The following is a 25,569-nucleotide window of genomic DNA, read 5'->3' on the forward strand; positions in this document are numbered from 1 at the left end:
GTGGGGCTGGGGGCGTAGATGACGAGCACACCCCGCATCGCGATGGTGGCGGGTGAAACCTCTGGGGACCTGCTGGCCGGGCTGCTGCTCGACGGCCTGCGGGGCCTGTGGCCAGGTTTGCAGGCCTGCGGCATTGGCGGCCCACAGATGGCACGGCGCGGTTTCGAGGCCTGGTGGCCCAGCGAGCGCCTGGCCGTGCACGGCTACAGCATTGAGGTCTTCCGTCGCCTGGCAGGCATCATGGCCATCCGCAGGCAGTTGCGCCAGCGCCTGTTGCAGGACCACCCCGACGTGTTCATCGGCGTGGATGCGCCCGACTTCAACCTGGGCCTGGAGGCCGACCTGCGCGCCGCGGGCACCCGCACCGTGCACTTTGTCTGCCCCTCCATCTGGGCCTGGCGCGCAGAGCGGGTGGAAAAAATCCGCCGTGCTGCCAGCCATGTGCTGTGCATCTTTCCTTTTGAGCCCGAGCTGCTTGCGCGCCATGGCATCCGTGCCACCTATGTGGGCCATCCGCTGGCCGGGGTCATTCCTTTGGTGCCGGACCGCGCTGCTGCCCGCGCCGCGCTGGGCCTGGCGCCAGACGACAGGGTACTGGCCATTTTGCCGGGCAGCCGTTCCGCCGAGGTGCAGTACATCACTCCTAAGTTCTTTGAGGCTGCAGCGCTTGTCCAGCAAGCGCAACCAGCTATCAAAATGATAGTGCCTGCGGTGCCTGCCATGCAGGCGCGCATCGAGCAGGCGGCCGGTGCGGCGGGCTTGGCGGGCCGTGTGCAGCTGGTCAGTGGCCAATCGCATGCCGTGCTCGCGGCCTGCGATGTGACCCTGATCGCCAGCGGCACGGCCACGCTGGAGGCGGCGCTGTTCAAGCGCCCCATGGTCATTGGCTACCACATGCACCCGCTGAGTTGGCGCCTCATGCGCCGCAAGCAACTGCAGCCCTGGGTGGGCTTGCCCAACATTCTGAGCGGCGATTTCGTCGTGCCCGAGCTGCTGCAGGACGCCGCGACCCCGCAGGCGCTGGCTGCGGCGGTGCTCGACTGGTTCCACGCCCTGGACCACGATGCTGCGCGCATGGCCGCGCTGCACCACCGCTTCACTGCGCTGCACGAAAGCCTGCGGCGCGACACCCCCCAACTAGCTGCCGATGCGATCCAGAAAGTCCTTGCCGACCCCCGTGCCTGAGCAGGCCATGCTTCCCTGGCCCATGCCGCAAGGCCTGGTGGCCGGGGTGGATGAAGCGGGCCGTGGCCCCCTGGCCGGGCCGGTGGTGGCGGCGGCCGTCATCCTGGACGAGCGCCAGCCCATCGCCGGGCTGGCAGACTCCAAAAAGCTCACCGCCCTGCGGCGGGAGCGCCTGTTCGACGAGATCCGTGCCAAGGCGCTGTGCTGCAGCGTGGCCGAGGCCAGCGTGGAAGAGATCGACCGCCTCAACATCCTGCAGGCCACCTTGCTGGCCATGCGCCGTGCTGTGCAGGGGCTGCGGCTCAAGCCGGGGCTGGTGCTGGTCGATGGCAACCGCCTGCCGGTGCTGGACATCCCTGCAGAGGCCATCGTCAAGGGCGATGCGCTGGTGCCTGCCATTTCGGCGGCCTCCATCCTGGCCAAGGTGCACCGCGACCGCTGGTGCGCCGAGGTGCATACGCAGTACCCCGAGTATGGTTTTGATGCCCACAAGGGCTACGGCACGGCCGCGCACCTGCAAGCCCTGCGCGCGCATGGTGCCAGCCCGCTGCACCGCCGCTCCTTTGCGCCCGTGGCCCAGCACCTAGAGGCTGCGCCATGAGCTCCGTGCCGGTGACGCTGGTGCAGTCGCGTGACAACGCCTTTGTCAAGGACCTGCGGCGCCTGGCGCAGGACAGCACGGCCTACCGCAAGCAGGGCCGCCTGTGGCTGGAGGGCGACCACCTGTGCCGCGCTGCGCTGGCACGCGGCCTGCGCCCGGTCGTGGCCGTGTTTTCAGAGTCTTTTTGGCCTCTGGCGCCCACTGAATGGGCGCAATGCGCTACAAAAATCATAGTTCTTTCCGATGCGCTGTTTGCCGACATCAGCGCACTGGAGTCCCCCGCCGCCATGGGCTATGTGCTGGAGCTGCCCGCACCCCAGCCCCCCGATCCGCAGTTGCCCAGCGTGGTGCTGGATCGGGTGCAGGACGCGGGCAACGTCGGCTCCATCCTGCGCAGCGCGGCCGCCTTTGGCTTTGGGCAGGTACTGGCGCTCAAGGGCAGCGCCGCGCTGTGGTCGCCCAAGGTGCTGCGCGCGGGCATGGGGGCGCACTTTGGCCTGCGCCTGCATGAAGGCCTGGCAGTGGAGGATCTGCAGGCCCTGCGCGTGCCCCTGCTCATCACCCATGTGCACGGGGGCGATTATCTGCACCAGGCCGCGCTGCCCTGGCCCTGCGCCTGGGTGCTGGGGCATGAGGGGCAGGGCGTGTCCGACGCGCTGCTGGCGCGGGCGCACCAGCGCATCCGCATCGCACAGCCGGGGGGCGAGGAGTCGCTCAACGTGGCGGCGGCGGCGGCCATCTGCCTGCACGCCAGCGGTGTTGGTTCCTACTGATTGCGCAGGAACTGGTGCACGAAGTCGCCCTGGTTGGGCGCATCTTTCTCGGTGGTGAAGACGATGCGCTGGTTTTCCACGCGCAGCTTCAGTTGGGGGCCGAACAGGCACTGCACCTGGCCCAGGCTGGCTGCGGTGGTCTTGAAGGCGGGCGTGTTCTGGCACAGGCGTTCCATTTGCGCGGCCACTTCGCCGCAGAAGCTGGAGATGCTCAGGGTCTGCATTGTTTCATCGTTGATGGCGGCCCATTCCACCGATGTCTGGACGGTGGTGCCGCAGGCAGCGCTGGCCTCCTTGTCCATTTGCGCCAGTTCCGCGCGGTAGCTTTCCTGCCGCTTGGGTCGGTCAAAGCGCGCCAGCTTGTCTTGCAGGCCTTGCTTGCGCTGCTGCTCATAGCGGGTGAGCAACTCACCGGCTTTGAAGTCCTTGCTCTTGTCAGCCTGGAAGGCCAGGGGCACACCGTCGCGCTGACCTGGCAGGTAGGCAACGAAATGCTCTGCGTCGCTGTAGGCGGAGGCCTGCCGGTGCAGCAGCGCATAGGAGCGTCCATCGAGTTGCAGCGTGTACACCTCGCGTGAGCGCCCCTGGGACTGCAACTGGGCCAGGAACACCACCTGATCGATGGGGTGGTTGATGCCACTGATGCGCAGCAGTGCCTGTTTGCCGTCGGCACTGGGGGCCAGTACCAGTTCAACGCCCTGTGGGCCGGAGAAGACCTTGGGGTACCTGGCCAGTTCCAGGGCCTGTGCGGCCATGGAGGTGAGGCAGCAGGCCAGTGTGAGGACAAGTGCGGAGGCGATAGTACGCATGGTCGAGGTGTGTGCAATGTAGGGAGAGGCCGGGAAGTCTAGGGGCGAGGCACCGCTCGGCATGGCCTGGAACACCTGCTTACGTAACCAGTTGAAAGCCCTTAGGGTTGTCCCAGAGAGGGTGCACCGGTGATGCTGCGCTGCGGCAATGTCAGCAGATCAGGGCGGTCTGCGGGTACAATCAGGGGCTTTCCTCGCAACAGCGTCGCCCGGCCGCATCCAAAGCAACAACCTATCCGAAAGCAGCCTTCCAGCCACAGGTGCCACTGGTGCCGCAGGCTGCGCAGGCACCGGGCGACCGTAACCAACCGGAGAACCCAGTGCTTTTGTCTCTACAGGGACGTTTCCCTCCCGCCATCCTGGCGCTCGCAGACGGCACGGTCTTTATCGGCAACTCGATCGGTGCCGCCGGCACCACCGTCGGCGAAGTGGTGTTCAACACCTCGATGTCCGGCTACCAGGAAATCCTCACCGACCCCAGCTACTGCCAGCAGCTCGTGACGCTCACGTACCCGCACATCGGCAACTATGGCGTCAACCCCGAGGACATCGAAGCCGACAAGGTCCATGCCGCAGGCTTGATCATCAAGGATCTGCCGCTGCTGGCCAGCAACTTCCGCTGCACCGAAACCCTGTCACAGTATCTCGTGCGCGAGCGCACGGTGGCGATCGCCAACATCGACACGCGCAAGCTCACCCGCCTGCTGCGCACCCAGGGCGCGCAGAACGGCGCCATCATCGGCCTGGCCGCTGGCCAGGAAGTGACGCAGGCGCTCATCGACGAAGCCATCGCCGCCGCCAAGGCCGCGCCGCCCATGGCCGGGCTCGACCTGGCCAAGGTGGTCACGACCCAGGAGCGCTATGAGTGGACGCAGACCGAGTGGCAACTCGGCAAGGGCTACGGTACGCAGACGGCGCCGCGCTTCCATGTGGTGGCCTACGACTTCGGCGTGAAGAAGAACATCCTGCGCATGCTGGCCGAACGCGGCTGCCGCGTGACCGTGGTGCCCGCGCAAACGCCGGCCGCCGACGTGCTGGCCCTGAACCCCGACGGCGTGTTCCTCTCCAACGGCCCTGGCGACCCGCAGCCCTGCGACTACGCCATCGCCGCCACGCGGACCATTGTCGACAGCGGCATCCCCACTTTCGGCATCTGCCTGGGCCACCAGATCATGGCCCTGGCCTCGGGTGCGCGCACCTTCAAGATGACGCACAGCCACCACGGCGCCAACCACCCCGTGAAGGACCTGGATACCGGCCGCGTGAGCATCACCAGCCAGAACCATGGCTTCGCGGTGGACCTTGACTCGCTGCCCGCCTGTCTGCGCGCCACGCATGTCAGCCTGTTCGACGGCACGCTGCAGGGCCTGGTGCGCACCGACAAGCCGGCGTTCTGCTTCCAGGGTCACCCCGAGGCCTCGCCCGGCCCGCACGACATCGGCTACCTGTTCGACCGCTTCACCGACGCGATGCGCGTGGCGCAAGCCAAGTAAACCAGGGACCGGCGCCATGAAACTCTTCAGCTTCCCGGCCGCAGCGCTTGAAAAGGCGATCCACAAGCGCGTGCTCACCTTGCCATCCCCGCACAAGGAGTGGTTCACCGAGCGCTGGCAGCAAAAGCCCTACAAGAAGGCCTTCGTCGAGAACAAGGCCATGCCTCTGGTCACGCTGGTGGCCAAGGGCAAGTCCTGGGACGAAGCCACCTTCGCCGAGGCCATGCAGGAATGGGACGTGACGTTCTACGACGCCGAAGCCGAAGTGCTGCGCCCCCTCATCCAGGGCGACGGCCTGCTGCAGCTCATGCAGAAGAACCTGCCCGCCGAGCGCGCCCAGGCCCTGCTGGACAAGCTGAACGCCCGGCGCCCCGCCGCCGCCATGGCCGCCACACCTTCCGCGGAAGCCGGAACCGCGACCGACTGATAGACACACCATGCCAAAACGCACAGACATCAAAAGCATCCTCATCATCGGCGCCGGCCCGATCATCATCGGCCAGGCCTGCGAGTTCGACTACTCGGGCGTGCAGGCCTGCAAGGCGCTGCGCGAGGAGGGCTACAAGGTCATCCTGATCAACAGCAACCCCGCGACGATCATGACCGACCCGGCCACCGCCGACGTCACCTACATCGAGCCCATCACCTGGCAGACGGTCGAGAAGATCATCGCCAAGGAGCGCCCCGACGCCATCCTGCCGACCATGGGCGGCCAGACCGCGCTGAACTGCGCGCTGGACCTGTGGCGCAACGGCGTGCTGCACAAGTACAAGGTCGAGCTGATCGGTGCCACGCCCGAGGCGATCGACAAGGCCGAGGACCGTCTGAAGTTCAAGGACGCGATGACGCGCATCGGTCTGGGCTCGGCGCGCTCGGGCATCGCCCACAGCATGGACGAGGCCTGGGCGGTGCAGAAGAACGTGGGCTTCCCCACCGTCATCCGTCCCAGCTTCACGCTGGGCGGCACGGGCGGCGGCATCGCCTACAACCCCGAAGAATTCGAGACCATCTGCAAGCGCGGCCTGGAAGCCTCGCCCACCAACGAGCTGCTGATCGAAGAGTCGCTGCTCGGCTGGAAGGAGTACGAGATGGAAGTGGTCCGCGACAAGGCGGACAACTGCATCATCATCTGCTCCATCGAGAACCTCGACCCCATGGGCGTGCACACGGGCGACTCCATCACCGTGGCCCCGGCACAAACGCTGACCGACAAGGAATACCAGATCATGCGCAACGCGTCGCTCGCGGTGCTGCGCGAGATCGGCGTGGACACGGGCGGCTCCAACGTGCAGTTCTCGGTGAACCCGAAGGACGGCCGCATGATCGTGATCGAGATGAACCCGCGCGTGTCGCGTTCGTCGGCGCTGGCCTCCAAGGCCACGGGTTTCCCCATTGCCAAGGTCGCCGCCAAGCTGGCCGTGGGCTACACGCTCGATGAGCTCAAGAACGAAATCACGGGTGGCGCCACGCCCGCATCGTTCGAGCCTTCCATCGACTACGTGGTCACCAAGATCCCACGTTTTGCGTTCGAAAAATTCCCTACGGCCGACAGCCGCCTGACCACGCAGATGAAGTCTGTGGGCGAGGTCATGGCCATGGGCCGCACCTTCCAGGAATCCTTCCAGAAAGCCCTGCGCGGCCTGGAGGTGGGCGTGGACGGCATGAACGAAAAGACCCAGGATCGCGAGGTGCTGGAGAAGGAGCTGGGTGAGCCCGGCCCCGAGCGCATCTGGTACGTGGGCGACGCCTTCGCCATGGGCCTGTCGGTGGACGAGGTGTACGACCTCACCAAGATCGACAAGTGGTTCCTGGTGCAGATCGAGGAGATCGTGAAGATCGAGCTGGATCTGGACAAGCTCGCCGCCGAGAGGGGCGAGGCCGCGCTGGCCGCGCTGGACGCCGGCACCCTGCGCACGCTCAAGAAGAAGGGCTTCTCCGACCGCCGCCTGGCCAAGCTGCTCAAGACCACGGAACAGGCCGTGCGTGACGCGCGCCGTGCCCTCAACGTGCGCCCGGTGTACAAGCGCGTGGACACCTGCGCCGCCGAGTTCGCCACCAACACCGCCTACATGTACTCGACCTACGAGGACGAGTGCGAGGCCGCGCCCACCGACAAGAAGAAGATCATGGTGCTCGGCGGCGGCCCCAACCGCATCGGCCAGGGCATCGAGTTCGACTACTGCTGCGTGCACGCCGCGCTCGCCATGCGTGAGGACGGCTACGAGACCATCATGGTCAACTGCAACCCCGAGACTGTGTCCACCGACTACGACACTTCGGACCGCCTGTACTTCGAGCCCGTCACGCTCGAAGACGTGCTGGAAATCGTGGACAAGGAAAAGCCCGCTGGCGTCATCGTGCAGTACGGCGGCCAGACGCCGCTCAAGCTGGCGCTGGGCCTGGAGGCCGCCGGCGTACCCATCATCGGCACCACGCCCGACATGATCGACGCCGCCGAAGACCGCGAGCGCTTCCAGAAGTTGTTGGGCGACCTGGGCCTGCGTCAGCCGCCCAATGCCACGGCGCGCACCGAAGCCGAGGCGCTGGAAAAGGCCACCGCCCTGGGCTACCCCCTGGTGGTGCGCCCTAGCTACGTGTTGGGTGGCCGCGCCATGGAAATCGTGCACGAGCAACGCGACCTGGAGCGCTACATGCGCGAGGCCGTGAAGGTGAGCAACGACTCGCCCGTGCTGCTCGACCGCTTTCTCTCCAATGCCATCGAGTGCGACGTGGACTGCGTGCGCGACAACTCCGGTGCCGTGTTCATCGGCGGCGTGATGGAACACATCGAGCAGGCTGGCGTGCACTCGGGCGACTCCGCCTGCTCGCTGCCGCCGTACTACCTCAAGGCCGAGACCGTGGCCGAGATCAAGCGCCAGACCACCGCCATGGCCCAGGGCCTGAACGTGGTGGGTCTGATGAACGTGCAGTTCGCCATCCAGGAGGCCGACGGCAAGGACATCATCTATGTGCTCGAAGTGAACCCCCGCGCCTCGCGCACGGTGCCCTTCGTCAGCAAGGCCACGGGCATCCAGCTCGCCAAGGTGGCCGCGCGCTGCATGGCCGGCCAGACGCTGGCCGCGCAGGGCATCACCAAGGAAGTGACACCGCCGTACTTCAGCGTGAAGGAGGCTGTGTTCCCCTTCGTCAAGTTCCCGGGCGTGGACACCATCCTCGGCCCCGAGATGAAGTCCACCGGCGAAGTGATGGGCGTGGGCAAGACCTTCGGCGAGGCCTTCGTCAAGAGCCAGCTCGGCGCCGGCACCAAGCTGCCGACCTCGGGCAAGGTGTTTCTGACGGTGAAGAACGCCGACAAGCCACGCGCCGTGGACATCGCGCGCCAGCTCGTCGCGCTGGGCTTTGAACTGGTCGCCACCAAGGGCACGGCCGCCGCCATCGAAGCAGCCGGCGTGCCGGTCAAGGTGGTGAACAAGGTGACCGAGGGCCGCCCGCACATCGTGGACATGATCAAGAACAACGAGATCGTCATGGTCATCAACACGGTGGAAGAGCGCCGCAACGCCATTGCCGACTCGCGTGCCATCCGCACCAGCTCGCTGCTGGCGCGCGTGACCACGTTCACCACCATCTTCGGCGCCGAGGCGGCCGTGGAAGGCATGCAGCACATGAACCAGCTCGACGTCATTTCCGTGCAGGAGATGCACGCCCAGCTGGCGGTTTGAAGCTGCCGTAATCACGGCATAATTGCGCCCTGAACCAACACCGCCGCGCGGCAACGTGCGGCGGTTTGCTTTTGGGTGCGGCCTACGGGGTATCCGGGGTCTGCACCGCCAGGGGCCGCGACAGGCGCGCCCATTCCCTTTGTTGATGGAGACAGACCGAATGGCCACCATTCCAATTACCAAGCGCGGTGCCGAGAAGCTCAAGACCGAGCTGCACCGCCTCAAGACCGTGGATCGCCCGGCGGTGATTGCCGCCATTGCCGAAGCCCGTGCCCAGGGTGACCTGAGCGAAAACGCCGAGTACGAAGCTGCCAAGGACCGCCAAGGCTTCATTGAAGGCCGCATCCAGGAAATCGAGGGCAAGCTCTCGGCGGCGCAAATCATCGACCCTTCCGCGGTGGATGCCGCCGGTCGCGTGGTCTTCGGAGCCACGGTCGAGCTGGAAGACGAGGATTCGGGCGACACCGTGACCTACCAGATCGTGGGCGAGGACGAGGCCGATCTCAAGCAGGGGTTGATCAACATCTCCAGCCCTATCGCCCGTGCCCTGATCGGCAAGGAGGAGGGCGATACCGCTGAGGTGCAGGCCCCCGGTGGCGTGCGCCGCTACGAGATTGTCGGCGTCAGCTACGTCTGACCCATCCCATGCGTGAACGCCTTCCCGCCTTGGTGGCGGCCCTGTGGTGGGGCAGTCTGTCGAGCATCGGCTTTCTTGCCGTGCCGCTGCTGTTTGCGCACCTGCCCACACCCGCCATGGCGGGCACCCTGGCTGCCAAGCTGTTTGCGGCGCAGACCTGGGTGTCGGTGGTCTGCTGCATGGGACTCTTGCTGATCTCTAGGCCAAAAATGGCTGTAACGCCCTATCCATGGGCGCGAGCAGCTATGCTTTTTATAGTGGGTGGTTTGTTGCTGGCGCTGGTGGTGCAGTATGGCGTGTCGCCGCGCATCGTGGCACGCCAGGACCTGAAGTTTTGGCACGGCCTGGGCACCTTGCTGTACACCTTGCAGTGGGCGTGTGCCCTGGTCACCCTGTGGCATACGCTGCGAAAGTCGCAGCCACCGCAGGATTGAGAACCCTGTTGCCCGCGTGTGAATCCACGCGGGCGCTTGTGACGTTTCAGTCGGCCTGGCGCTTCTTCACCGAGGTGGGTTTGCGCTTCTTGGCGCGTTTGATCTGGCCACCGGGCGTCAAACGTTGGTTGCCCAGCACGCGCAGCATCTTGATTTCGGGACGTTGCCCGCCGCGCTGGCTGTTCTTGACCACCTTCACGGTCTTGGGGCCGGGCATGCGGTCTTCGTCGATGGCGCGCTCCTTGACGGGCTGGGGGCGCCACAGCACCAGCAGCTTGCCAATGTGTTGCACCGCGGCGGCATTCAATTCGGCGGCGAGTTGCTGGTACATCAGTTCGCGTTCGGCGCGCTCGCCAGCCAGCACGCGGATCTTGATCAGGCCGTGTGCGTTGAGGGCGGCGTCCACTTCCTTGCGCACGCCATCGGTCAAGCCGTCGGCGCCGATGTGCACAACGGGGTCCAGATGGTGCGCTTGTGCGCGTTGTTCTCGGCGCTCGGCCGGGGTAAGTTCAATTTGGGGCATGGGCGTATTATCCGCGCCCTGCGGACAAGTTCTAAGTCGCCCCTCGGCCGGGCGGATGGCATGGTGTCCAGCGAGAATCCAAGATCATGAAAGTCAAAACCCAGAGCAAAAAAGTCAACAAGGCGTGGCTCAACGACCATGTGAACGACCCCTGGGTCAAGTTGGCCCAGAAAGAGGGCTACCGTGCACGCGCTGCCTACAAGCTCAAGGAGATCGATGAGCAGTTTGGCCTCATCCGTCCGGGTGCCACCGTGGTGGATCTGGGCTGCACGCCAGGTGCCTGGAGCCAGTACGTGCGCAGGCGCCTGTCGCCCGATGGGGCGGCTTCGGGGGCGCTCAACGGCGCCATCATCGGGCTGGACATCCTGCCCATGGAGCCGATCGAGGGCGTCACCTACCTGCAGGGGGATTTCCGCGAAGCCGAGGTGTTGGCACAACTCGAAGGCTTGCTGCAAGGGCGGGCCGTGGATGTGGTGGTGTCGGACATGGCGCCCAATCTCTCGGGCATTGCCTCAACAGACGCCACGCGCATCGCCCACCTGGTGGAACTGGCGGTGGACTTTGCCTGTGCGCACCTCAAGCCCGAAGGGGCGCTGGTGACCAAGCTGTTCCATGGCAGCGGCTATGAGGCGCTGGTGCAGTTGTTCCGCAGCCGTTTCAAGGTGGTCAAGCCGGTCAAACCCAAGGCCTCGCGCGATAAATCCTCCGAAACCTTTTTGGTGGGCATCGGTCTGAAAGAGGGTGCCCGGGCTGTGTAAACCCGGCCGAGCGCGAAAAAAACCGCGCTTTTGCCATGGATGACCCTCCAAGGCAAGGGGGTCTTGGGTTGAAACGCCTAAAATCGCAACCATCTGGTGCCTGACACCGTTTGCCACTCTCACTGGAGCCGCGCTTGAACAATCAGTGGTTTTCTAAAGTCGCCGTATGGCTGGTCATCGCCATGGTGCTGTTCACCGTGTTCAAACAGTTTGACACGCGTGCGGTGGGCGCTGCCGGTCACATGGGCTATTCCGAGTTTCTGGAAGAGGTGCGCAACAACCGCATCAAGAGCGCAACCATCCAGGAGGGGCAGGGCGGCACCGAGATCGTGGCCATCACCCAGGATGATCGCCGCATCCGCACCACGGCCACCTACCTCGACCGGGGCTTGGTGGGCGATCTGATCAACAACAACGTCAAGTTCGACGTCAAGCCGCGCGAGGAAGGCTCGCTGCTCATGACCCTGCTCGTGAGCTGGGGTCCCATGCTGCTGCTGATCGGCGTGTGGGTCTATTTCATGCGCCAGATGCAGGGTGGCGGCAAGGGTGGTGCCTTCAGCTTTGGCAAGAGCAAGGCGCGCATGCTCGACGAGAACAACAACAGCGTCACCTTCGCTGACGTGGCCGGCTGCGACGAGGCCAAGGAAGAAGTCAAGGAGGTCGTGGACTTCCTGAAGGACCCAGGCAAGTTCCAGAAGCTCGGTGGTCGCATTCCGCGTGGCCTGTTGCTGGTCGGCCCTCCGGGCACCGGCAAAACGCTGCTGGCCAAGTCCATAGCGGGTGAGGCCAAGGTGCCGTTCTTCAGCATTTCGGGTTCTGACTTCGTGGAAATGTTCGTTGGCGTGGGCGCGGCGCGTGTACGCGACATGTTCGAGAACGCCAAGAAGAACGCCCCCTGCATCATCTTCATCGACGAAATCGACGCCGTGGGTCGCCAGCGTGGCGCCGGCCTGGGCGGTGGTAACGATGAGCGCGAGCAGACGCTGAACCAGATGCTCGTCGAGATGGATGGTTTCGAGACCAACCTCGGCGTGATCGTCGTGGCTGCCACCAACCGTCCCGACATCCTGGATGCCGCCCTGCTGCGCCCAGGCCGCTTTGACCGCCAGGTCTATGTCACGCTGCCCGACATCCGCGGCCGCGAGCAGATCCTTGGTGTGCACATGCGCAAGATTCCTGTCGGCCAGGACGTGAACCCTGCCGTCATTGCGCGCGGAACGCCGGGCATGAGCGGTGCCGACCTGGCCAACCTGTGCAACGAAGCCGCGCTGATGGCCGCACGCCGCAACGCGCGCGTGGTCGAGATGCAGGACTTCGAGAAGGCCAAGGACAAGATCATCATGGGCCCCGAGCGCAAGAGCATGGTCATGCCCGAGGAAGAGCGCCGCAACACGGCCTACCACGAGGCCGGCCACGCGCTCATCGGCAAGCTGCTGCCCAAGTGCGACCCGGTGCACAAGGTCACCATCATCCCGCGCGGTCGTGCGCTGGGCGTGACCATGAGCCTGCCCGAGAAGGACCGCTACTCCTATGACAAGGAGTACATGCTGAACCAGATCGCCATGCTGTTCGGTGGGCGCATCGCCGAGGAAGTGTTCATGCACCAGATGACTACGGGTGCGAGCAACGACTTCGAGCGCGCCACGCACATTGCGCGTGACATGGTCATGCGCTACGGCATGACCGAGGCGCTGGGCCCCATGGTCTATGCCGAGAACGAAGGCGAGGTGTTCCTGGGCCGCTCGGTGACCAAGACCACCAACATCTCGGAAGAGACCATGCAGAAGGTCGATGCCGAGGTGCGCCGCATCATCGACGAGCAGTACGCCCTGGCGCGCCGCCTGATCGAAGAGCACGCCGACAAAATGCACGCCATGGCCAAGGCCATGCTCGAATGGGAAACCATCGACAGCGAGCAGCTCGATGACATCATGGCGGGCAAGCCACCGCGTCCGCCCAAGGACTGGACGCCGCGCACCCCGTCTTCTGGCGGTGACAATCCAGGGGGCGGTACCCCTGCCGTGGCCAAGGATCCTTCGCCCACGGCCGCGTGACTCCCACGCAACCAGCATCACCAAACGGGGCCGAGGCCCCGTTTTGTGGTTTTGAGCACCCCATGAGCCCGATCTGGCAAACCACACGCTTCGCCATCGATCTGCGACGCCCGCAGGTCATGGGCATTGTCAATGCCACGCCCGATTCGTTTTCCGATGGCGGGCAGCATGCCGATACCGACGCTGCACTGCGCCATTGCGAACAGCTGCTGCGCGAGGGCGCCGACATCCTGGACATCGGCGGTGAATCCACGCGACCCGGCAGTCCCGCCGTCCCGCTGGAGCAGGAACGCGAGCGTGTGATCCCCATCCTTCGCGAAGCCGTGCGCTTGGGCGTGCCGGTCTCGGTCGATACCTACAAGCCCCAGCTCATGCAGGAGGCGCTGGACCTGGGCGCCGACATCATCAACGACATATGGGCCCTGCGCCAGCCGGGCGCTGCGCAGGCGGTCGCTGCACACCCCCGCTGCGGTGTGTGTTTGATGCATATGCACCGTGATCCGCAGACCATGCAGGTGCAGCCCATGCAGGGTGATGTGGTGCCTCAGGTGCTATTGTTTTTACAGCAGCAGGCGTTTTATCTGCAAGCGCTGGGTGTTGATAAGCACCGTATTGTTTTGGATCCTGGCATCGGCTTCGGTAAGACGGTGGAACAGAATTTTGCGCTGCTGGCACGCCAAGCAGAGCTGTTGACCAGCGGCCACGCGTGGCTGGCAGGTTGGTCGCGCAAATCTTCGCTCGGCGCAGTCACGGGCCTGCCCGTGGAGCAGCGCCTGCACGCCAGCGTGGCCGCCGCCGTGCTGGCTGTCGAGCGCGGTGCCCGCATCGTGCGCGTGCACGACGTGGCCGCCACCGTGCAGGCCCTGGCTGTCTGGCGGGCCATGCAGGCCGCACAGGTCACAACAACATCCACAGAGGGAACCCCATGACACGCAAGTACTTTGGCACCGATGGCATCCGTGGCACCGTGGGGCAGCCGCCCATCACGCCGGATTTTGTGCTGCGCCTGGCCCACGCCGTGGGCCGTGTGCTGCGCCAGACCGAGGATCGCCCCACGGTGCTGATCGGCAAGGACACGCGCATTTCGGGCTACATGCTGGAGTCGGCGCTGGAATCGGGCTTCAACTCGGCCGGGGTGGACGTGGTGCTGCTCGGGCCCTTGCCCACACCAGGGGTGGCCTACCTCACGCGGGCCCAGCGCGCCAGCCTGGGGGTGGTCATCTCTGCCAGCCACAACCCGTTTGCGGACAACGGCATCAAGTTCTTCAGTGCCCAGGGCAGCAAGCTGCCCGATGCGTGGGAGCTGGCGGTGGAAGCAGCCCTCGAAGAGGCTCCGGTGTGGGTCGATTCGGCCTCCCTGGGCAAGGCCCGCAGGCTGGACGATGCCGCCGGGCGTTACATCGAATTTTGCAAAAGCACTTTTGCCGGCGACCTCACGCTCAAGGGCATGCGCATCGTGGTGGATGCGGCGCATGGTGCGGCCTACCAGATCGCGCCCAAGGTGTTCCATGAGCTGGGTGCCGATGTGGTGTCCATTGGCTGTGCACCCGACGGCCTCAACATCAACCATGAGGTGGGTGCCACGCACCCCGATGCCCTGGTGCGTGCCGTGCGCGCCAACCATGCCGATGTCGGCATTGCCCTGGATGGCGATGCCGACCGGCTGCAAATGGTGGACGGTGCCGGGCGCCTGTACAACGGCGATGAGCTGCTCTACCTGCTGGCCCGTGACCGCATGGGGCGCGACGAACTCGTGCCCGGCGTGGTGGGCACGCAAATGACCAACATGGCCATCGAACTGGCCTTGCGCGAGCGGGGCGTCAAGCTGGTGCGCGCCAAGGTCGGCGACCGCTATGTGCTGGAAGAACTGACGCGCCACGGCTGGCTGCTGGGCGGCGAGGGCTCGGGCCACCTGCTGGCGCTGGACAAGCACACCACGGGCGACGGACTCATCAGCGCCTTGCAGGTGCTGCAGAGCTGCGTGCGCAACGACCAAACCATGGCGGAACTGCTGGAGGGCGTGCAACTCTTTCCGCAGGTGCTGCTCAACGTGCGCCTGCAGCCGGGGCAGGACTGGCGCGCCAACACGCGCCTGGCACAGGAAACGGCAGCGGTCGAGGCCGAGCTGGGTGACGGCGGCCGAGTGCTCATCCGTGCCAGTGGCACCGAGCCGCTGTTGCGCGTGATGGTGGAGGCACGCGATGCCGCACAGGCCAGCGCCTGCGCTGAACGACTGGCCCAGGCCGCAAAAGGGTAAGCGCGCTCAGGCGCGCTGCAGCACCCAGCGCCGCAGGTGCGGCCACAGCAGGTTGAGCGCCAGACCGCCCATCACCAGTGCGGCGGCCAGCAGCTTCCAGCCCGGCAGCGATTCGCCCAGCCAGAAGGCCGAAGCGCCCATGCCGAACACCGGCACCAGCAGCGCCATGGGCGTGACCGTGGCGGCCGGATAGCGGGCCAGCAGCCAGCCCCAGGCGGCGTAGCCGAACAGGCTGTTGCCCACGGCCTGCCACGCGACGGCGGCCCAGGCGGCGGCGTCGGCATGTTCCAGGGCGGTGCGCACCGGCGTCCAGCCTTCCTGCCACAGCGTGAGCACCACCAGCGGCGGCACGGCAAAGGCGCTGGACCAGACCACGTAGGCCAGCATGTTCACACGTCCGGCCTGGCGCGAAACAATGTTGCCGCCCGCCCAGGACAAGGCGGCCAAGAGCATCAGCACCAGACCCAGCGGGGTGGCGCTGCCGTCGGTGTGCAGCAGGATCACGCCAATGCCGCCGGCGGCCAGTGCCAGTGACACACCCTGTACCGGGTGCGCCCGTTCGCCCGAGAGCCACATTGCCAGCCCGATGGTGAAGAACACCTGCGTTTGCACCACCAGCGAGGCCAGGCCCGGAGAGATGTGGCCATTCATGGCAATGAACATCAGCCCGAACTGCCCCACGCCGATCAACAGCCCGTAGGCCGCCAGATTGCGCCAGGGCACTGCTGGCCGCGCCACCAGAAAGATGGCAGGCAGGATGACCGCCACAAAGCGCAGGGTGGCAAACAGCAGCGGCGGCATTTGTGCCAGGGCCAGCTTGATGACCGCAAAATTGGTGCCCCAGACGGCAACCACACCCAGTCCCAACAGAAAGTGGCGCAGTGAAAGCGAAGGGTGCATGGTGGTGGTGGCGTGGGTGCGCGCAGCGAGGGCTGTCTGCGCGGCAGAGCCCAGAGTCTGACAGATCAGCCCGCCGATTGCAGCAAGCGCAGCATTTCGGCCCCCCAGGCCAGTTCCCCTTGCTCGTACAGAATGCCTTTTCTCAGGATCATGTGCTGAATGGCCTGCGCGCGCGACAGCGGCTTGCCCGGTGCAAAGTCCCGTGCCTCGATCTTCAGGTACTGCGCCAGGCGCTCCTGGTGCAGTGCCAGGTGGCGCTGGAGTTCGGGGACCAGATCGACCTCGCCCAGCACGGCATCGGCGCGCAGCTTCACAGTGAAGGCGTCGCGCAGGTCCATGGGTTCCGTGCTCTCCTGGGCCCAGCGCGCCAACTCGGCGCGGCCTGCGCCCAACACGCGGTAGTGCTTCTTGCGCGTCTTGCCTGCATCGGGCGGCACAAAGCCTTCGATCCAGCCTGCCGCTTCCATGCGTGCCAGCTCGCGGTAGATCTGCTGGTGCGTGGCGTGCCAAAAGTAGCCAATGGACTTGTCGAACCGCCGCGCCAGGTCGTAGCCCGAGGTGGACTTTTCCAACAGTGAAGTGAGGACTGCGTGCGGCAAAGACATGCAGTCCAGTCTAGCCGGGAGAACCCTGCTATGCAACCAGTTGCATAAAAATAAGAACGACCGTACACTTTTGTGCAACTGGTTGCATAGCGCGCCATTTCCCCCCTCCAGCCAACCTTTCTTGAAGGAACCGCCATGACCGCATCTGCCACGCCATTTCCCCACCTGCTTGCGCCGCTTGACCTGGGCTTCACCACGCTCAAGAACCGCGTGCTCATGGGCTCCATGCACGTGGGGCTGGAAGAGGCGCCCAATGGCTTCGAGCGCATGGCCGCCTTCTATGCCGAGCGTGCGCGCGGCGGTGTGGGCTTGATCGTGACCGGTGGCATTGCCCCCAACGACCGCGCCCGCCCCATGCCCGGCGGCGCAGCCATGACGAGCCAGCACGAGGCCGACAAGCACAAGGTGGTGACCCAGGCGGTGCACGATGCAGGCGGCAAGATCTGCATGCAGATCCTGCACTTTGGCCGCTATGCCTACCACCCCGAGCTGGTGGCGCCCAGCGCCCTCAAGGCGCCCATCAGCCCGTTCCGCCCCCATGCGCTGACCACCGAAGAGGTCAAGCAGACCGTGGAGGACTATGCCAACGCTGCCGTGCTGGCGCAAAGCGCAGGCTACGACGGCGTGGAGATCATGGGCTCCGAGGGCTACCTCATCAACGAATTCATTGCTGCGCAGACCAACCAGCGCGACGACGAATACGGTGGTAGCTATGAGAACCGCATCCGCTTTGCACTGGAGATCGTGCGCCGCACGCGCGAGCGCGTGGGCCAGAACTTCATCATCATCTTCCGCCTGTCTATGCTCGACCTGGTGGAAGGCGGCTCCACGCAAGAGGAAGTGGTGCAACTGGCCCAGGCCCTCGAAGCGGCAGGCGTCACCATCCTGAACACCGGCATTGGCTGGCACGAGGCGCGCATCCCAACAATAGCCACCAAGGTGCCGCGCGCGGCCTTTGCCTGGGTGACGCAGCAGCTCAAGGGCAAGGTGCGCATTCCGCTGGTGGCCACCAACCGCATCAACACGCCCGAAGTGGCCGAAGAGGTGCTCGCCAACGGTCAGGCCGACATGGTCAGCATGGCGCGCCCCTTCCTGGCCGACCCGGAGTTTGTGAACAAGGCCGCCGCAGGTCGCTCGCAGGACATCAACACCTGCATTGGCTGCAATCAGGCCTGCCTGGACCACACCTTTGGCGGCAAGATCACCTCCTGCCTGGTCAACCCCCGCGCCTGTCACGAAACCATTCTGGTCCCCCTGCCGCTGCCCAAGAAGGAGCGCGTGGCCGTGGTGGGCGCAGGCCCGGCCGGTCTGGCCTTTGCCACCGAAGCCGCCCAGCGCGGGCTGGAGGTGACCCTGTTTGACGCGGCCAGCGAAATCGGCGGGCAGTTCAACGTGGCCAAGCAGGTGCCGGGCAAGGAAGAGTTCTACGAGACGCTGCGTTACTTCGCTGAGCGCCTCAAGCAGACCGGCGTGAGCGTGAAGCTGGGCCAGCGCGTCAGTGCCGACGAATTGGTGCAAGCCGGATTCAAGCAGGTGGTGCTGGCCACGGGCATCAGCCCGCGCCTGCCCGAGATCGAAGGCGTCCACCACCCCAAGGTGCTGGGCTACCTCGACGTGCTGCGCGACAAGAGGCCGGTGGGCAAGACCGTGGCCGTGATCGGCGCGGGTGGCATCGGCTTCGACGTGAGCGAATACCTGCTGCACGAGGGCACCAGCCCCAGCCTGGACAAGGCCAAGTTCTTTGCCGAGTGGGGGGTGGATACCGCCGGCAGCGCGCGCGGTGGTCTCAAGCCCGCCCATATCGGCGACATCCCACGCAAGATCTACCTGCTGCAGCGCAAGACCAGCAAGGTGGGCGACGGCCTGGGCAAGACCACCGGCTGGATCCACCGCACGGGCCTGAAGAACCGTGGCGTGGAAATGATCCCTGGCGTGCAGTACCGCAAGATTGACGATGCTGGCCTGCACATCACGGTGGACAACAAGGACATGACCCTGCCCGTGGATAACATCATCGTCTGCGCCGGTCAAGACCCCAACCGCGAGCTGCAGGCTGCATTGGAAGCGAAAGGCGTGCGCGTGCACCTGATCGGCGGCGCCGACAAGGCCGCTGAGCTGGACGCCAAGCGTGCCATCAAGCAAGGCACCGAGCTGGCGCTGCGCATGGACCTGAGCCCGGCACCCGCCGCCGCGCAGGCTGCAACCGGCGCAAGCCACCAGGCCCCGGCCGCCGTGCAGGCCAGCCTCAAAGCCTGGCACGCCATGGTGGCCGCGGGCGACCTGAGTGAGTTGCCCAGCATCCTGCACAAGAAGGCCGTGTTCCGCTCGCCCATGGCGCACACCCCGTACCCCAGCGCGCAGGCAGTGCAGGTCATCCTGGGCACGGTGGTCAAGGTGTTTGAAGACTTCACCTACCACCGCACCTACACCAGCGAAGATGGCATGAGCGCCATCCTGGAGTTCTCTGCCAAGGTCAATGGCAAGGAGCTCAAGGGCATCGACCAGATCCGCTTCGACGAAGAAGGCAAGATCGTGGACTTTGAAGTCATGGTGCGGCCCATGAGCGGCCTGCAGGCCCTGGGCGACGAAATGGCCCAGCGCCTGGCACCCTACATTGCCATGATGAAGGGCGCCAAGGCGTGATTTGCAATTAAATTGATAGCTGCTTGCGCTTATCCATCAAGCGCTTGCGGCCAAAAATACCTACAAGGAGCTTCCATGCCGACCTTTGAGACCCTTGCCGTCACGCTGCAAGACCACATCGCCACCATCCGCCTGAACCGCCCGGACAAGGCCAACGCCATGAACGCCACCATGTGGCAGGAAATCCGCCAGGCCTTTGACTGGGTGGACGCCACGCCCGAGGCCCGCGTGGCCGTGCTGCAGGCCGAGGGCAAGTACTTCACCGCCGGTATCGACCTACAGATGATGATGGGCCTGTCTGCCCACATCGCCGACGACTGCGAAGGCCGTATGCGCGAAAAGCTGCGCCGCCTCATCCTCGATCTGCAAGACACCCTCACCAGCCTGGAGCGCTGCCGCAAGCCCGTGCTTGCCGCCATCCACGGTGGTTGCATCGGTGGCGGCATCGACCTCATCACCTGCGCCGACATGCGCTATTGCAGCGAGGACGCCAGCTTCACCATCAAGGAAATCGACATCGGCATGGTGGCCGACGTGGGCACCTTGCAGCGCCTGCCCAAGCTCATCGGCCAAGGCATCACGCGCGAACTGGCCTACACCGGGCGCATCTTTGGCGCCGAAGAAGCGCAGCGCATCGGCCTGGTCAACCGCGTGTTCCACACGCGTGAGGCCTTGTACGCCGGGGTGCAGCAGATCGCCGCCACCATCGCCGCCAAGTCGCCGCTGTCCGTCCGCGGCACCAAGGAAATGCTCAACTACGCCCGCGACCACAGCGTGGCCGACAGCCTGAACTACATCGCCACCTGGAACGCGGCCATGCTGCAAAGCAAGGACCTGATGGAAGCCATGACAGCCAACATGGCCAAGAAAGCGCCGGAGTTCAAGGACTGACGATTTCCAGAAGGCCGAGCCGACATGGCAGATGCCCGCTAACGCACCAACTCTGCCCCCGCTGCCTGCTGCACGCAGCGTCCCAGCCGCTCCAGCGCTGGCAAGGGCAGGTTGGCGCATTGCCAGTACAGCGGCACATCCAGGTGCTGGCCGGGCAGCAGTTCCACCAGGCGACCGCTGCGCAGGTGTTCATGCACCATGTGCCAGGGGTTCATGCCCCAGCCAATGCCACCGAGGCAGGCGTCCACAAAGGCCTGGGTGGAGGGCAGGCGGTGGGCGAACAGCGGGACTTGCTTGCGTACGGCACGGCGCACCCAGTGGTCCTGCAGGCGATCGTTGCGGTCAAACACCAGGCTGGGCGCCTGGGCCAGTGCGGCCGGGGTCACTCCTTGCGCAAACCAGTGCTGCACATAGGCGGGCGAGGCGGTGGCCAGGTAGCGCAGGCCGCCCAGCTTGCGGCTGCGGCAGCCCTGGATGGGTTGTGCCAGCGAGGTCACCGCGCCCAGCACATGGCCCCGGCGCAGCCAGTCACCGGTGTGGTCCTGGTCGTCCACGGCCACGTCCACCAGGGTGTCGTCTTCGGCGCTGAAAGCCTGCAGCGCGGCAATGAACCAGGTGGCCAGGCTGTCGGCGTTGATGGCGATGCGTACCGTAGTGCGTGCCAGGTGGGGCTGTGCATCGCCCACCCAGGGCAGGTCGCGCCGCAGCTCGTCTTCCAGCAGCGCCACCGTATGTGCATGGCGGCACAGTCGCGCGCCCAGTTCGGTGGGGATGCAGGGTTGGCCGCGTACCACCAGCACGGCGCCGGCCCGGTCTTCCAGCAGACGGATGCGTTGCGACACGGCCGATGGCGTGACGTGCAGCAGGCGCGCGGCACGCTCAAAGCTGCCTTCGCGTGCCACGATGGCCAGGGTGGTGAGCAGGGTGGGGTCGAGCATGCGGCTGATTCAACGTTAGCAATACTGAATTCAGATTAGCAGAATTTGCTGGTAGGTGGCATGGTGCTTCGCCATACTGCGCACCATGTTCTCTTCCTCTGCGGTTTTGGATGTCTCTGCCATGGTGCCGGTGTTTGTGGCGGGATTGGTGCTGACGCTCTCGCTCATCGCGGCCATCGGGGCGCAGAACACCTATGTGCTGCGCCAGGGCCTGCGACGTGAGCATGTGGCCCTGGTGGTGGTGGTGTGTGTTGCGCTCGATGCCGCGCTCATGGCGCTGGGCATCAGTGGGTTGGCGGCGTTCTTGGTGCGCAGCCCAGTGCTGTTGCGCGCAGTGGCGTACTTGGGTGCCGCAGCCTTGGCCTGGTATGCCTGGCAGGCCTTCGGTCGCGCGTTGCAGCCCCAGGCCCTGCAGGCGCAGGCCCAAGGCCAGCGGCAGGCGCCACGGCAGGTGCTTGCCCAGGTACTGGGCATCAGTCTGCTCAACCCCCATGTGTACCTGGATACGGTGCTGCTGATTGGCGCCATGGGGGCGCAGCAGCCTGCGGGGGCACAAGGCATCTTTTGGCTCGGGGCCACCAGTGCCAGCGCGCTGTGGTTTCTGGGGCTGGGTTTTGGTGCACGCTGGCTGGCGCCCGTATTTGCAAGGCCCGAGGCATGGCGCGTGCTGGACTTGTCGGTGGCCGTGATGATGGGCTGGCTGGCCTGGGGATTGCTGCGGCAGGGTTGGAGTGGGTAGCGGGGGTTTGGGTCTCGCGCGACAATCACGCGCCGTGAACCACAACCCCTCTGCCCAGACGCAGGCAGTGGGCTGCACCTTGTGCCAGCCCAGCGCCTTGCAACAGTTGCTGCAATCCCATGCACAGGCCAGCGCCCAGTGGATGGCGCTGCCCCGCCTTGCGTTGGATGGCGGGCAGGTGTTGTTGCGGGCGGGACAGAGGGTGGAGCAGTGCTGGTGGGTGGAGCGCGGTCTCTTGCGCAGCTACTACCTGGATGCTCAGGGCAGGGAGAGCAACCGGGCCTTCCATTGCGAGGGCGACTGGGTGGGGCATGGTGTGCCGCCGGTATCGGCAGTCAGCGAACACCATGTCGAAGCCCTGGAGCCGAGTGTGGTGGTGGCGTTGCCTTACGCCGTGCTGCGCAGCTTGTTGCAGGACCACCCGGCATTGGAGCCTCTGCTGCACGAGGCCCACAACAGCCTGTTTGCTGCACAGGCACGGCGCGAGGCCAGCCTGTTGGGCCACAGCCCTGCAGAGCGCTACCAGGCCTTTCGCGCAAGCCATGCCCACTTGGAGGGGCGCTTGCCCTTGCACCATGTGGCCCGCTATCTGGGCGTGACCAACGTGTCCCTCTCTCGCATTCGGGCTCGGTTGGGGCTGTCAGGCAAGGGCTGACAGGACAGCACCGTTGTGCTCTTCCTGGCCCATCGCTCAGTGCTCCATGACTGTTTTTGCCGCCGCGGGCATCACCACTTTGGGCAGTGTGCTGGCATTGATAACTGCCGAGGCGTCCAGAAGGCCGTTGCGGTACAGCAGGAAGGCGGTCAGTGCGTAGATGTCATCGTTTTCCAGGCTCTTGGGGGCGTGGTAGGGCATGGCACGGCGGATGTAGTCGAAGACGGTGGTGGCGTAGGGCCAGCGTGCGCCCACGGATTGAACCAGCAAGGGATGCTTGGCAATCCGCAGCGGGCGCAGTGGGTCGTCCCAGCCGATGAATCCATCGCTGCCCACCAGACGCGCGGCTGGCCCCTCCGTACCGCTGGGGCCGTGGCATGCGGCACATTGGTTTGCGTACAGAACACGTCCTTGGGTCACGCGGCCTTGGCCCGGCGGCAGTCCGCGTCCGTTGGGGAAGACGGTGATGTCATACGGAGCCAGTTCTTCCTTTTTCAGCGCAATGGCCAGTCCCACTGTGGCAGCCGAAGCGGGCTGCGGCGTCGGCGAGGTGGTCTGTGACCAGGCGTTTGCCGCCGTGAGCCCAAGGGTGGTAGCAACGATCAAGGCGATTTGCCCCACCCAGTGCACCAGGATGGCAGCCAGCCATTTGGCAGGGGAAAGATGGATGGGGTCATGCATAGCAGTTTTCCACGCGACCATCACGGTCCACAGCCCAGGCCTGGATGGCGTTGTAGTGGTTGAAGGAGTGGGCCGCATAGCGGCCTTTCCAGGTGCTGCGGGTGGGCTGGGTGTGACCTTGCTCGTCGGTGGCGCGGCTCATCAGCACGGCTTTCTGGCCTTGCCACTGCCAGGGCAGGGTGAAGCGGGTGAAGGAGCGGTCCAGCACCGGCCCGTGCAATATGGCTGCAGTCCAGCTTCGCCCGCCGTCCACCGACACTTCGACGTGTGCGATACGTCCGCGTCCGGACCAGGCAAGTCCTTCGATCTCGTAGTGGCCGCGGGGGCTGGGGAGTGTCTGTTGTCCGCTGGGGCGGGTGATGACGGATTTGACCTCCATGGTCAGCGCAAAGCGCTGGATGCGTCCGTCCGACAAAACCTGGGTGTAGAGGCCCGATTCGTCCTTGGTGTGCGCAGGGATGTCGCTGAACTCAAGTCGGTGCAGCCATTTCACGTTGGCGTTTCCTTCCCAGCCGGGAACGAACAGCCGCATTGGATAGCCTTGTGAAGGGCGCAGGCGCTCGCCGTTCTGGTACAGCGCCAGCATTCCGTGCTGGCGCAGTGCCTGCAATGGCAGGCTGCGCGCGTGGGAGCCTGCATCGGCTCCTTCGGCAATCACCCATTGGGCGCTGGGTTGGGGGCGTGCCTCGTCCATCAGCAACGACAGGGGGATTCCCGTCCATTCCGAGCAAGAGACCTCCCCGGCCAACTGTCCCAGGGGGAGATCCATCGCGAAAGGTGACAGGGCGTTGGCAGCCGAGTTGCCTGCGCACTCCAGAAAGTGCACCTTGCTGACCATGGGGTAGCGCTGCAGCCGCTCCCAGTCCAGGCGCAAGGGGCGATCGACCAGCCCATGCAGCATGAGCTGGTGGCGTGCCGGATCGATGTCGGGGATTCCGTTGTGGTGCACCGCAAAGTGCAGGCCGCCCGGGGTGATGATTCCACGCTGGTGCTGCAGTGGTGTGCGCCACACACTGAAGCCCGCTTCTTTGGATTCGGTGCGGACCACGGCCGCTTCTGCGGTGGCAGGCTGGCCGTAGGACGTGTCGGTACCTCCAGGGTTGCGTTGGTGGGCAGGCAATGCCGATCCAATGGGGGCACTGTGGGCGGGAGTTGCAAGAGTGGCTGCCTGTGCGCTGCCGGCCAGCGCCAGGGCGTGGCGCATGAACTTGCGCCGCGGCGGCATAGGTTGTGATGAAGATTCGGTGTGCGTCATGCGTCGCAGTGTGGTGGTCGGCTTCGCACGACGCATTAACCTTGGATAACCCGCGGAAGACACCATGCGATGTCATCGTTTGTTCATGGTTTGGACACGTGGATTTCATGCGGCGCACCCACACTGCCAGTGTCTGCTGCCGGGGTCTGACTCGCCGAGTCTGCACCGGGGCGTGCCAACCAGGAGTCCACCATGAACGACTTGCCCAGCCCCACTTTGCCGCTTTCCCCTGTGTCCTTGCCCAGGGGGTCACTTCATCGCCCGGACGCTGCGGGCGCGCGCGGCAGTGTGGAAGTGGCTTGGGCGCGCCACCTCGATGAGGTGAGGGCGGCGCAGCGCCTGAGGTATGAGGTGTTTGCCGTGGAGATGGGCGCACGCCTCAAGCCCACGCTCCCAGGCCATGACATTGACGTGTTTGACGACTACTGCGAGCACTTGCTGGTGCGTGATGCACAAAGCCAGGAGGTCATAGGCACCTACCGCGTGCTGACACCTGCACAGGCACGCCGCATTGGCAGCACCTACAGCGATACCGAGTTTGACCTGACACGCCTGCGCAGCCTGCGCGCGCGCATGGTGGAGCTGGGCCGCAGCTGTGTGCATGCCGAGCACCGCCATGGTGGCGTGATTCTCGCCTTGTGGGGCGCTCTGGCCGACTTCATGGTGCGCAATCAGCTCGACACCATGGTGGGGTGCGCCAGCATCCCGATGTTGCACAACGGCGTGGTGTCGGGCGATATGGCGGCCAGCATCTGGCGCCAGGTGCGCCAGACCTATCTGGCGCCCATCGAATACCAGGTACGCCCGCGTTTGCCCTTGCCCGTGGATCGCTTGGATGATTCGCTGGACATCGAGCCGCCGGCGTTGATCAAGGGCTATCTGCGCCTCGGCGCCAAGGTGCTGGGCGCTCCGGCGTGGGATCCGGACTTCAATTCGGCGGATCTGCCCATGCTCATGCGCATTGCTGATTTGCCTCCGAAGTACCGCAAGCATTTCCTCGGAGCCTGAGCGGAGTAGGGGCGCATCCTGAGGGTCTCGGTGACAGAATGCAGATA

23 protein-coding genes and 2 pseudogenes are annotated in these 25,569 nt (G+C 65.3%); 18 read left to right on the forward strand and 7 right to left on the reverse strand.

The window, feature by feature from the left end; all coding sequences use genetic code 11:
• Nucleotides 1–18: 18 nt before the first annotated feature.
• Genes lpxB through MJ602_RS13480 form a run of 3 tightly spaced genes read left to right on the forward strand, consistent with a single transcriptional unit; the run spans nucleotide 19 to nucleotide 2,559 of the window.
• The gene (lpxB, locus tag MJ602_RS13470) at nucleotides 19–1,185 is read left to right on the forward strand and encodes a lipid-A-disaccharide synthase (protein WP_243021278.1); all 1,167 of its coding nucleotides are present in this window, start codon (nucleotides 19–21) and stop codon (nucleotides 1,183–1,185) included.
• Complete coding sequence (rnhB, locus tag MJ602_RS13475; RefSeq protein ID WP_243021279.1) at nucleotides 1,148–1,786, forward strand: ribonuclease HII; 639 nt, start codon at nucleotides 1,148–1,150, stop codon at nucleotides 1,784–1,786. Before lpxB ends, rnhB begins: the two co-directional genes overlap by 38 nt.
• Nucleotides 1,783–2,559, forward strand: coding sequence for a TrmH family RNA methyltransferase (locus tag MJ602_RS13480; protein WP_243021280.1), 777 nt, complete (start codon nucleotides 1,783–1,785; stop codon nucleotides 2,557–2,559). Before rnhB ends, MJ602_RS13480 begins: the two co-directional genes overlap by 4 nt.
• Here MJ602_RS13480 and MJ602_RS13485 read toward each other — a convergent pair.
• Nucleotides 2,553–3,368 (reverse strand): hypothetical protein, encoded by an 816-nt coding sequence (locus MJ602_RS13485; protein WP_243021282.1) that lies wholly within the window; start codon nucleotides 3,366–3,368, stop codon nucleotides 2,553–2,555. The genes MJ602_RS13480 and MJ602_RS13485 overlap by 7 nt on opposite strands.
• Before the next feature lie 320 nt (nucleotides 3,369–3,688).
• On the opposite strand from MJ602_RS13485, the gene carA reads away from it, so the two are divergent.
• From carA to MJ602_RS13510, 5 genes are all read left to right on the forward strand, one after another.
• Nucleotides 3,689–4,861 (forward strand): glutamine-hydrolyzing carbamoyl-phosphate synthase small subunit, encoded by a 1,173-nt coding sequence (gene carA / locus MJ602_RS13490; RefSeq protein ID WP_243021283.1) that lies wholly within the window; start codon nucleotides 3,689–3,691, stop codon nucleotides 4,859–4,861.
• 16 nt (nucleotides 4,862–4,877) lie between these two features.
• Nucleotides 4,878–5,288 carry a hypothetical protein gene (locus MJ602_RS13495; protein ID WP_243021284.1) on the forward strand — a complete coding sequence of 137 codons (411 nt, stop codon included), beginning with the start codon at nucleotides 4,878–4,880 and terminating at the stop codon, nucleotides 5,286–5,288.
• Between the two features lie 10 nt (nucleotides 5,289–5,298).
• Nucleotides 5,299–8,544, forward strand: a complete 3,246-nt coding sequence (gene carB / locus MJ602_RS13500; RefSeq protein WP_243021285.1) for a carbamoyl-phosphate synthase large subunit — start codon at nucleotides 5,299–5,301, stop codon at nucleotides 8,542–8,544.
• Between the two features lie 160 nt (nucleotides 8,545–8,704).
• Nucleotides 8,705–9,181, forward strand: coding sequence for a transcription elongation factor GreA (gene greA, locus MJ602_RS13505; RefSeq protein WP_243021286.1), 477 nt, complete (start codon nucleotides 8,705–8,707; stop codon nucleotides 9,179–9,181).
• 8 nt (nucleotides 9,182–9,189) lie between these two features.
• A complete protein-coding gene (locus tag MJ602_RS13510; protein WP_162015846.1) occupies nucleotides 9,190–9,615 on the forward strand; it encodes a DUF4149 domain-containing protein in 426 nt (141 codons plus the stop codon).
• Between the two features lie 46 nt (nucleotides 9,616–9,661).
• Here MJ602_RS13510 and MJ602_RS13515 read toward each other — a convergent pair whose 3' ends face one another.
• Nucleotides 9,662–10,138 (reverse strand): YhbY family RNA-binding protein, encoded by a 477-nt coding sequence (locus tag MJ602_RS13515; protein WP_243021287.1) that lies wholly within the window; start codon nucleotides 10,136–10,138, stop codon nucleotides 9,662–9,664.
• An 86-nt stretch (nucleotides 10,139–10,224) separates the two neighbouring features.
• Between MJ602_RS13515 and MJ602_RS13520 the strand changes: the two genes are divergently transcribed.
• The 4 genes from MJ602_RS13520 (at nucleotide 10,225) to glmM (ending at nucleotide 15,207) form a co-directional block, all read left to right on the forward strand.
• Nucleotides 10,225–10,896, forward strand: coding sequence for an RlmE family RNA methyltransferase (locus tag MJ602_RS13520; protein ID WP_243021288.1), 672 nt, complete (start codon nucleotides 10,225–10,227; stop codon nucleotides 10,894–10,896).
• Between the two features lie 134 nt (nucleotides 10,897–11,030).
• Nucleotides 11,031–12,950 (forward strand): ATP-dependent zinc metalloprotease FtsH, encoded by a 1,920-nt coding sequence (ftsH, locus tag MJ602_RS13525; protein ID WP_243021292.1) that lies wholly within the window; start codon nucleotides 11,031–11,033, stop codon nucleotides 12,948–12,950.
• A gap of 62 nt (nucleotides 12,951–13,012) precedes the next feature.
• Nucleotides 13,013–13,879 carry a dihydropteroate synthase gene (gene folP / locus MJ602_RS13530; RefSeq protein WP_243021293.1) on the forward strand — a complete coding sequence of 289 codons (867 nt, stop codon included), beginning with the start codon at nucleotides 13,013–13,015 and terminating at the stop codon, nucleotides 13,877–13,879.
• Nucleotides 13,876–15,207 (forward strand): phosphoglucosamine mutase, encoded by a 1,332-nt coding sequence (glmM, locus tag MJ602_RS13535; RefSeq protein WP_162015855.1) that lies wholly within the window; start codon nucleotides 13,876–13,878, stop codon nucleotides 15,205–15,207. The genes folP and glmM overlap by 4 nt, the downstream gene beginning before the upstream one ends.
• A 6-nt stretch (nucleotides 15,208–15,213) precedes the next feature.
• Here the strand turns inward: glmM and MJ602_RS13540 are convergent, their stop codons facing one another.
• Entirely contained in the window at nucleotides 15,214–16,107 is an 894-nt protein-coding gene (locus tag MJ602_RS13540; protein WP_243021294.1) for an EamA family transporter, read from the reverse strand.
• 65 nt (nucleotides 16,108–16,172) lie between these two features.
• Entirely contained in the window at nucleotides 16,173–16,712 is a 540-nt protein-coding gene (locus tag MJ602_RS13545; protein WP_162015859.1) for a PadR family transcriptional regulator, read from the reverse strand.
• 135 nt (nucleotides 16,713–16,847) lie between these two features.
• Here MJ602_RS13545 and MJ602_RS13550 point away from each other — a divergent pair.
• The 3 genes and pseudogenes from MJ602_RS13550 to MJ602_RS13555 form a co-directional block, all read left to right on the forward strand.
• Nucleotides 16,848–18,869 (forward strand): annotated as a pseudogene (locus tag MJ602_RS13550) (oxidoreductase); the annotation flags it as partial.
• A 102-nt stretch (nucleotides 18,870–18,971) separates the two neighbouring features.
• Nucleotides 18,972–19,355, forward strand: a pseudogene (locus MJ602_RS16820) (nuclear transport factor 2 family protein); the annotation flags it as partial.
• A 75-nt stretch (nucleotides 19,356–19,430) separates the two neighbouring features.
• On the forward strand, nucleotides 19,431–20,246 hold the full coding sequence (locus MJ602_RS13555) for a crotonase/enoyl-CoA hydratase family protein (RefSeq protein WP_243021295.1): 816 nt from the start codon (nucleotides 19,431–19,433) through the stop codon (nucleotides 20,244–20,246).
• Nucleotides 20,247–20,284: 38 nt separating this feature from the next.
• Here MJ602_RS13555 and MJ602_RS13560 read toward each other — a convergent pair whose 3' ends face one another.
• Nucleotides 20,285–21,184 carry a LysR family transcriptional regulator ArgP gene (locus MJ602_RS13560; protein WP_243021297.1) on the reverse strand — a complete coding sequence of 300 codons (900 nt, stop codon included), beginning with the start codon at nucleotides 21,182–21,184 and terminating at the stop codon, nucleotides 20,285–20,287.
• A gap of 85 nt (nucleotides 21,185–21,269) precedes the next feature.
• Here MJ602_RS13560 and MJ602_RS13565 point away from each other — a divergent pair, with 85 nt between their 5' ends.
• Entirely contained in the window at nucleotides 21,270–21,923 is a 654-nt protein-coding gene (locus MJ602_RS13565) for a LysE/ArgO family amino acid transporter (RefSeq protein ID WP_243021299.1), read from the forward strand.
• Between the two features lie 34 nt (nucleotides 21,924–21,957).
• The gene (locus MJ602_RS13570; RefSeq protein WP_243021300.1) at nucleotides 21,958–22,578 is read left to right on the forward strand and encodes a Crp/Fnr family transcriptional regulator; all 621 of its coding nucleotides are present in this window, start codon (nucleotides 21,958–21,960) and stop codon (nucleotides 22,576–22,578) included.
• Between the two features lie 36 nt (nucleotides 22,579–22,614).
• Here the strand turns inward: MJ602_RS13570 and MJ602_RS13575 are convergent, their stop codons facing one another.
• Both MJ602_RS13575 and soxC read right to left on the reverse strand, forming a co-directional pair.
• On the reverse strand, nucleotides 22,615–23,259 hold the full coding sequence (locus MJ602_RS13575) for a c-type cytochrome (RefSeq protein WP_243021303.1): 645 nt from the start codon (nucleotides 23,257–23,259) through the stop codon (nucleotides 22,615–22,617).
• Entirely contained in the window at nucleotides 23,252–24,514 is a 1,263-nt protein-coding gene (soxC, locus tag MJ602_RS13580) for a sulfite dehydrogenase (RefSeq protein ID WP_243021310.1), read from the reverse strand. Before soxC ends, MJ602_RS13575 begins: the two co-directional genes overlap by 8 nt.
• Before the next feature lie 192 nt (nucleotides 24,515–24,706).
• Here soxC and MJ602_RS13585 point away from each other — a divergent pair, with 192 nt between their 5' ends.
• Nucleotides 24,707–25,522 (forward strand): GNAT family N-acetyltransferase, encoded by an 816-nt coding sequence (locus MJ602_RS13585; protein ID WP_243021314.1) that lies wholly within the window; start codon nucleotides 24,707–24,709, stop codon nucleotides 25,520–25,522.
• Nucleotides 25,523–25,569: the final 47 nt, after the last annotated feature.

Source organism: Simplicispira sedimenti (assembly GCF_022760965.1).
Lineage (GTDB): Bacteria > Pseudomonadota > Gammaproteobacteria > Burkholderiales > Burkholderiaceae_C > Simplicispira > Simplicispira sedimenti.

Bases quoted from the DNA above. Each gene is read 5' to 3' on its own strand.
- lpxB (WP_243021278.1), top strand. From the start codon at position 19: ATGACGAGCACACCCCGCATCGCGATGGTGGCGGGTGAAACCTCTGGG.
- rnhB (WP_243021279.1), top strand. From the start codon at position 1,148: ATGCGATCCAGAAAGTCCTTGCCGACCCCCGTGCCTGAGCAGGCCATG.
- MJ602_RS13480 (WP_243021280.1), top strand. From the start codon at position 1,783: ATGAGCTCCGTGCCGGTGACGCTGGTGCAGTCGCGTGACAACGCCTTT.
- MJ602_RS13485 (WP_243021282.1), bottom strand. From the start codon at position 3,368: ATGCGTACTATCGCCTCCGCACTTGTCCTCACACTGGCCTGCTGCCTC.
- MJ602_RS13495 (WP_243021284.1), top strand. From the start codon at position 4,878: ATGAAACTCTTCAGCTTCCCGGCCGCAGCGCTTGAAAAGGCGATCCAC.
- carB (WP_243021285.1), top strand. From the start codon at position 5,299: ATGCCAAAACGCACAGACATCAAAAGCATCCTCATCATCGGCGCCGGC.
- greA (WP_243021286.1), top strand. From the start codon at position 8,705: ATGGCCACCATTCCAATTACCAAGCGCGGTGCCGAGAAGCTCAAGACC.
- MJ602_RS13510 (WP_162015846.1), top strand. From the start codon at position 9,190: ATGCGTGAACGCCTTCCCGCCTTGGTGGCGGCCCTGTGGTGGGGCAGT.
- MJ602_RS13515 (WP_243021287.1), bottom strand. From the start codon at position 10,138: ATGCCCCAAATTGAACTTACCCCGGCCGAGCGCCGAGAACAACGCGCA.
- MJ602_RS13520 (WP_243021288.1), top strand. From the start codon at position 10,225: ATGAAAGTCAAAACCCAGAGCAAAAAAGTCAACAAGGCGTGGCTCAAC.
- folP (WP_243021293.1), top strand. From the start codon at position 13,013: ATGAGCCCGATCTGGCAAACCACACGCTTCGCCATCGATCTGCGACGC.
- glmM (WP_162015855.1), top strand. From the start codon at position 13,876: ATGACACGCAAGTACTTTGGCACCGATGGCATCCGTGGCACCGTGGGG.
- MJ602_RS13540 (WP_243021294.1), bottom strand. From the start codon at position 16,107: ATGCACCCTTCGCTTTCACTGCGCCACTTTCTGTTGGGACTGGGTGTG.
- MJ602_RS13545 (WP_162015859.1), bottom strand. From the start codon at position 16,712: ATGTCTTTGCCGCACGCAGTCCTCACTTCACTGTTGGAAAAGTCCACC.
- MJ602_RS13555 (WP_243021295.1), top strand. From the start codon at position 19,431: ATGCCGACCTTTGAGACCCTTGCCGTCACGCTGCAAGACCACATCGCC.
- MJ602_RS13560 (WP_243021297.1), bottom strand. From the start codon at position 21,184: ATGCTCGACCCCACCCTGCTCACCACCCTGGCCATCGTGGCACGCGAA.
- MJ602_RS13565 (WP_243021299.1), top strand. From the start codon at position 21,270: ATGTTCTCTTCCTCTGCGGTTTTGGATGTCTCTGCCATGGTGCCGGTG.
- MJ602_RS13575 (WP_243021303.1), bottom strand. From the start codon at position 23,259: ATGCATGACCCCATCCATCTTTCCCCTGCCAAATGGCTGGCTGCCATC.
- soxC (WP_243021310.1), bottom strand. From the start codon at position 24,514: ATGACGCACACCGAATCTTCATCACAACCTATGCCGCCGCGGCGCAAG.
- MJ602_RS13585 (WP_243021314.1), top strand. From the start codon at position 24,707: ATGAACGACTTGCCCAGCCCCACTTTGCCGCTTTCCCCTGTGTCCTTG.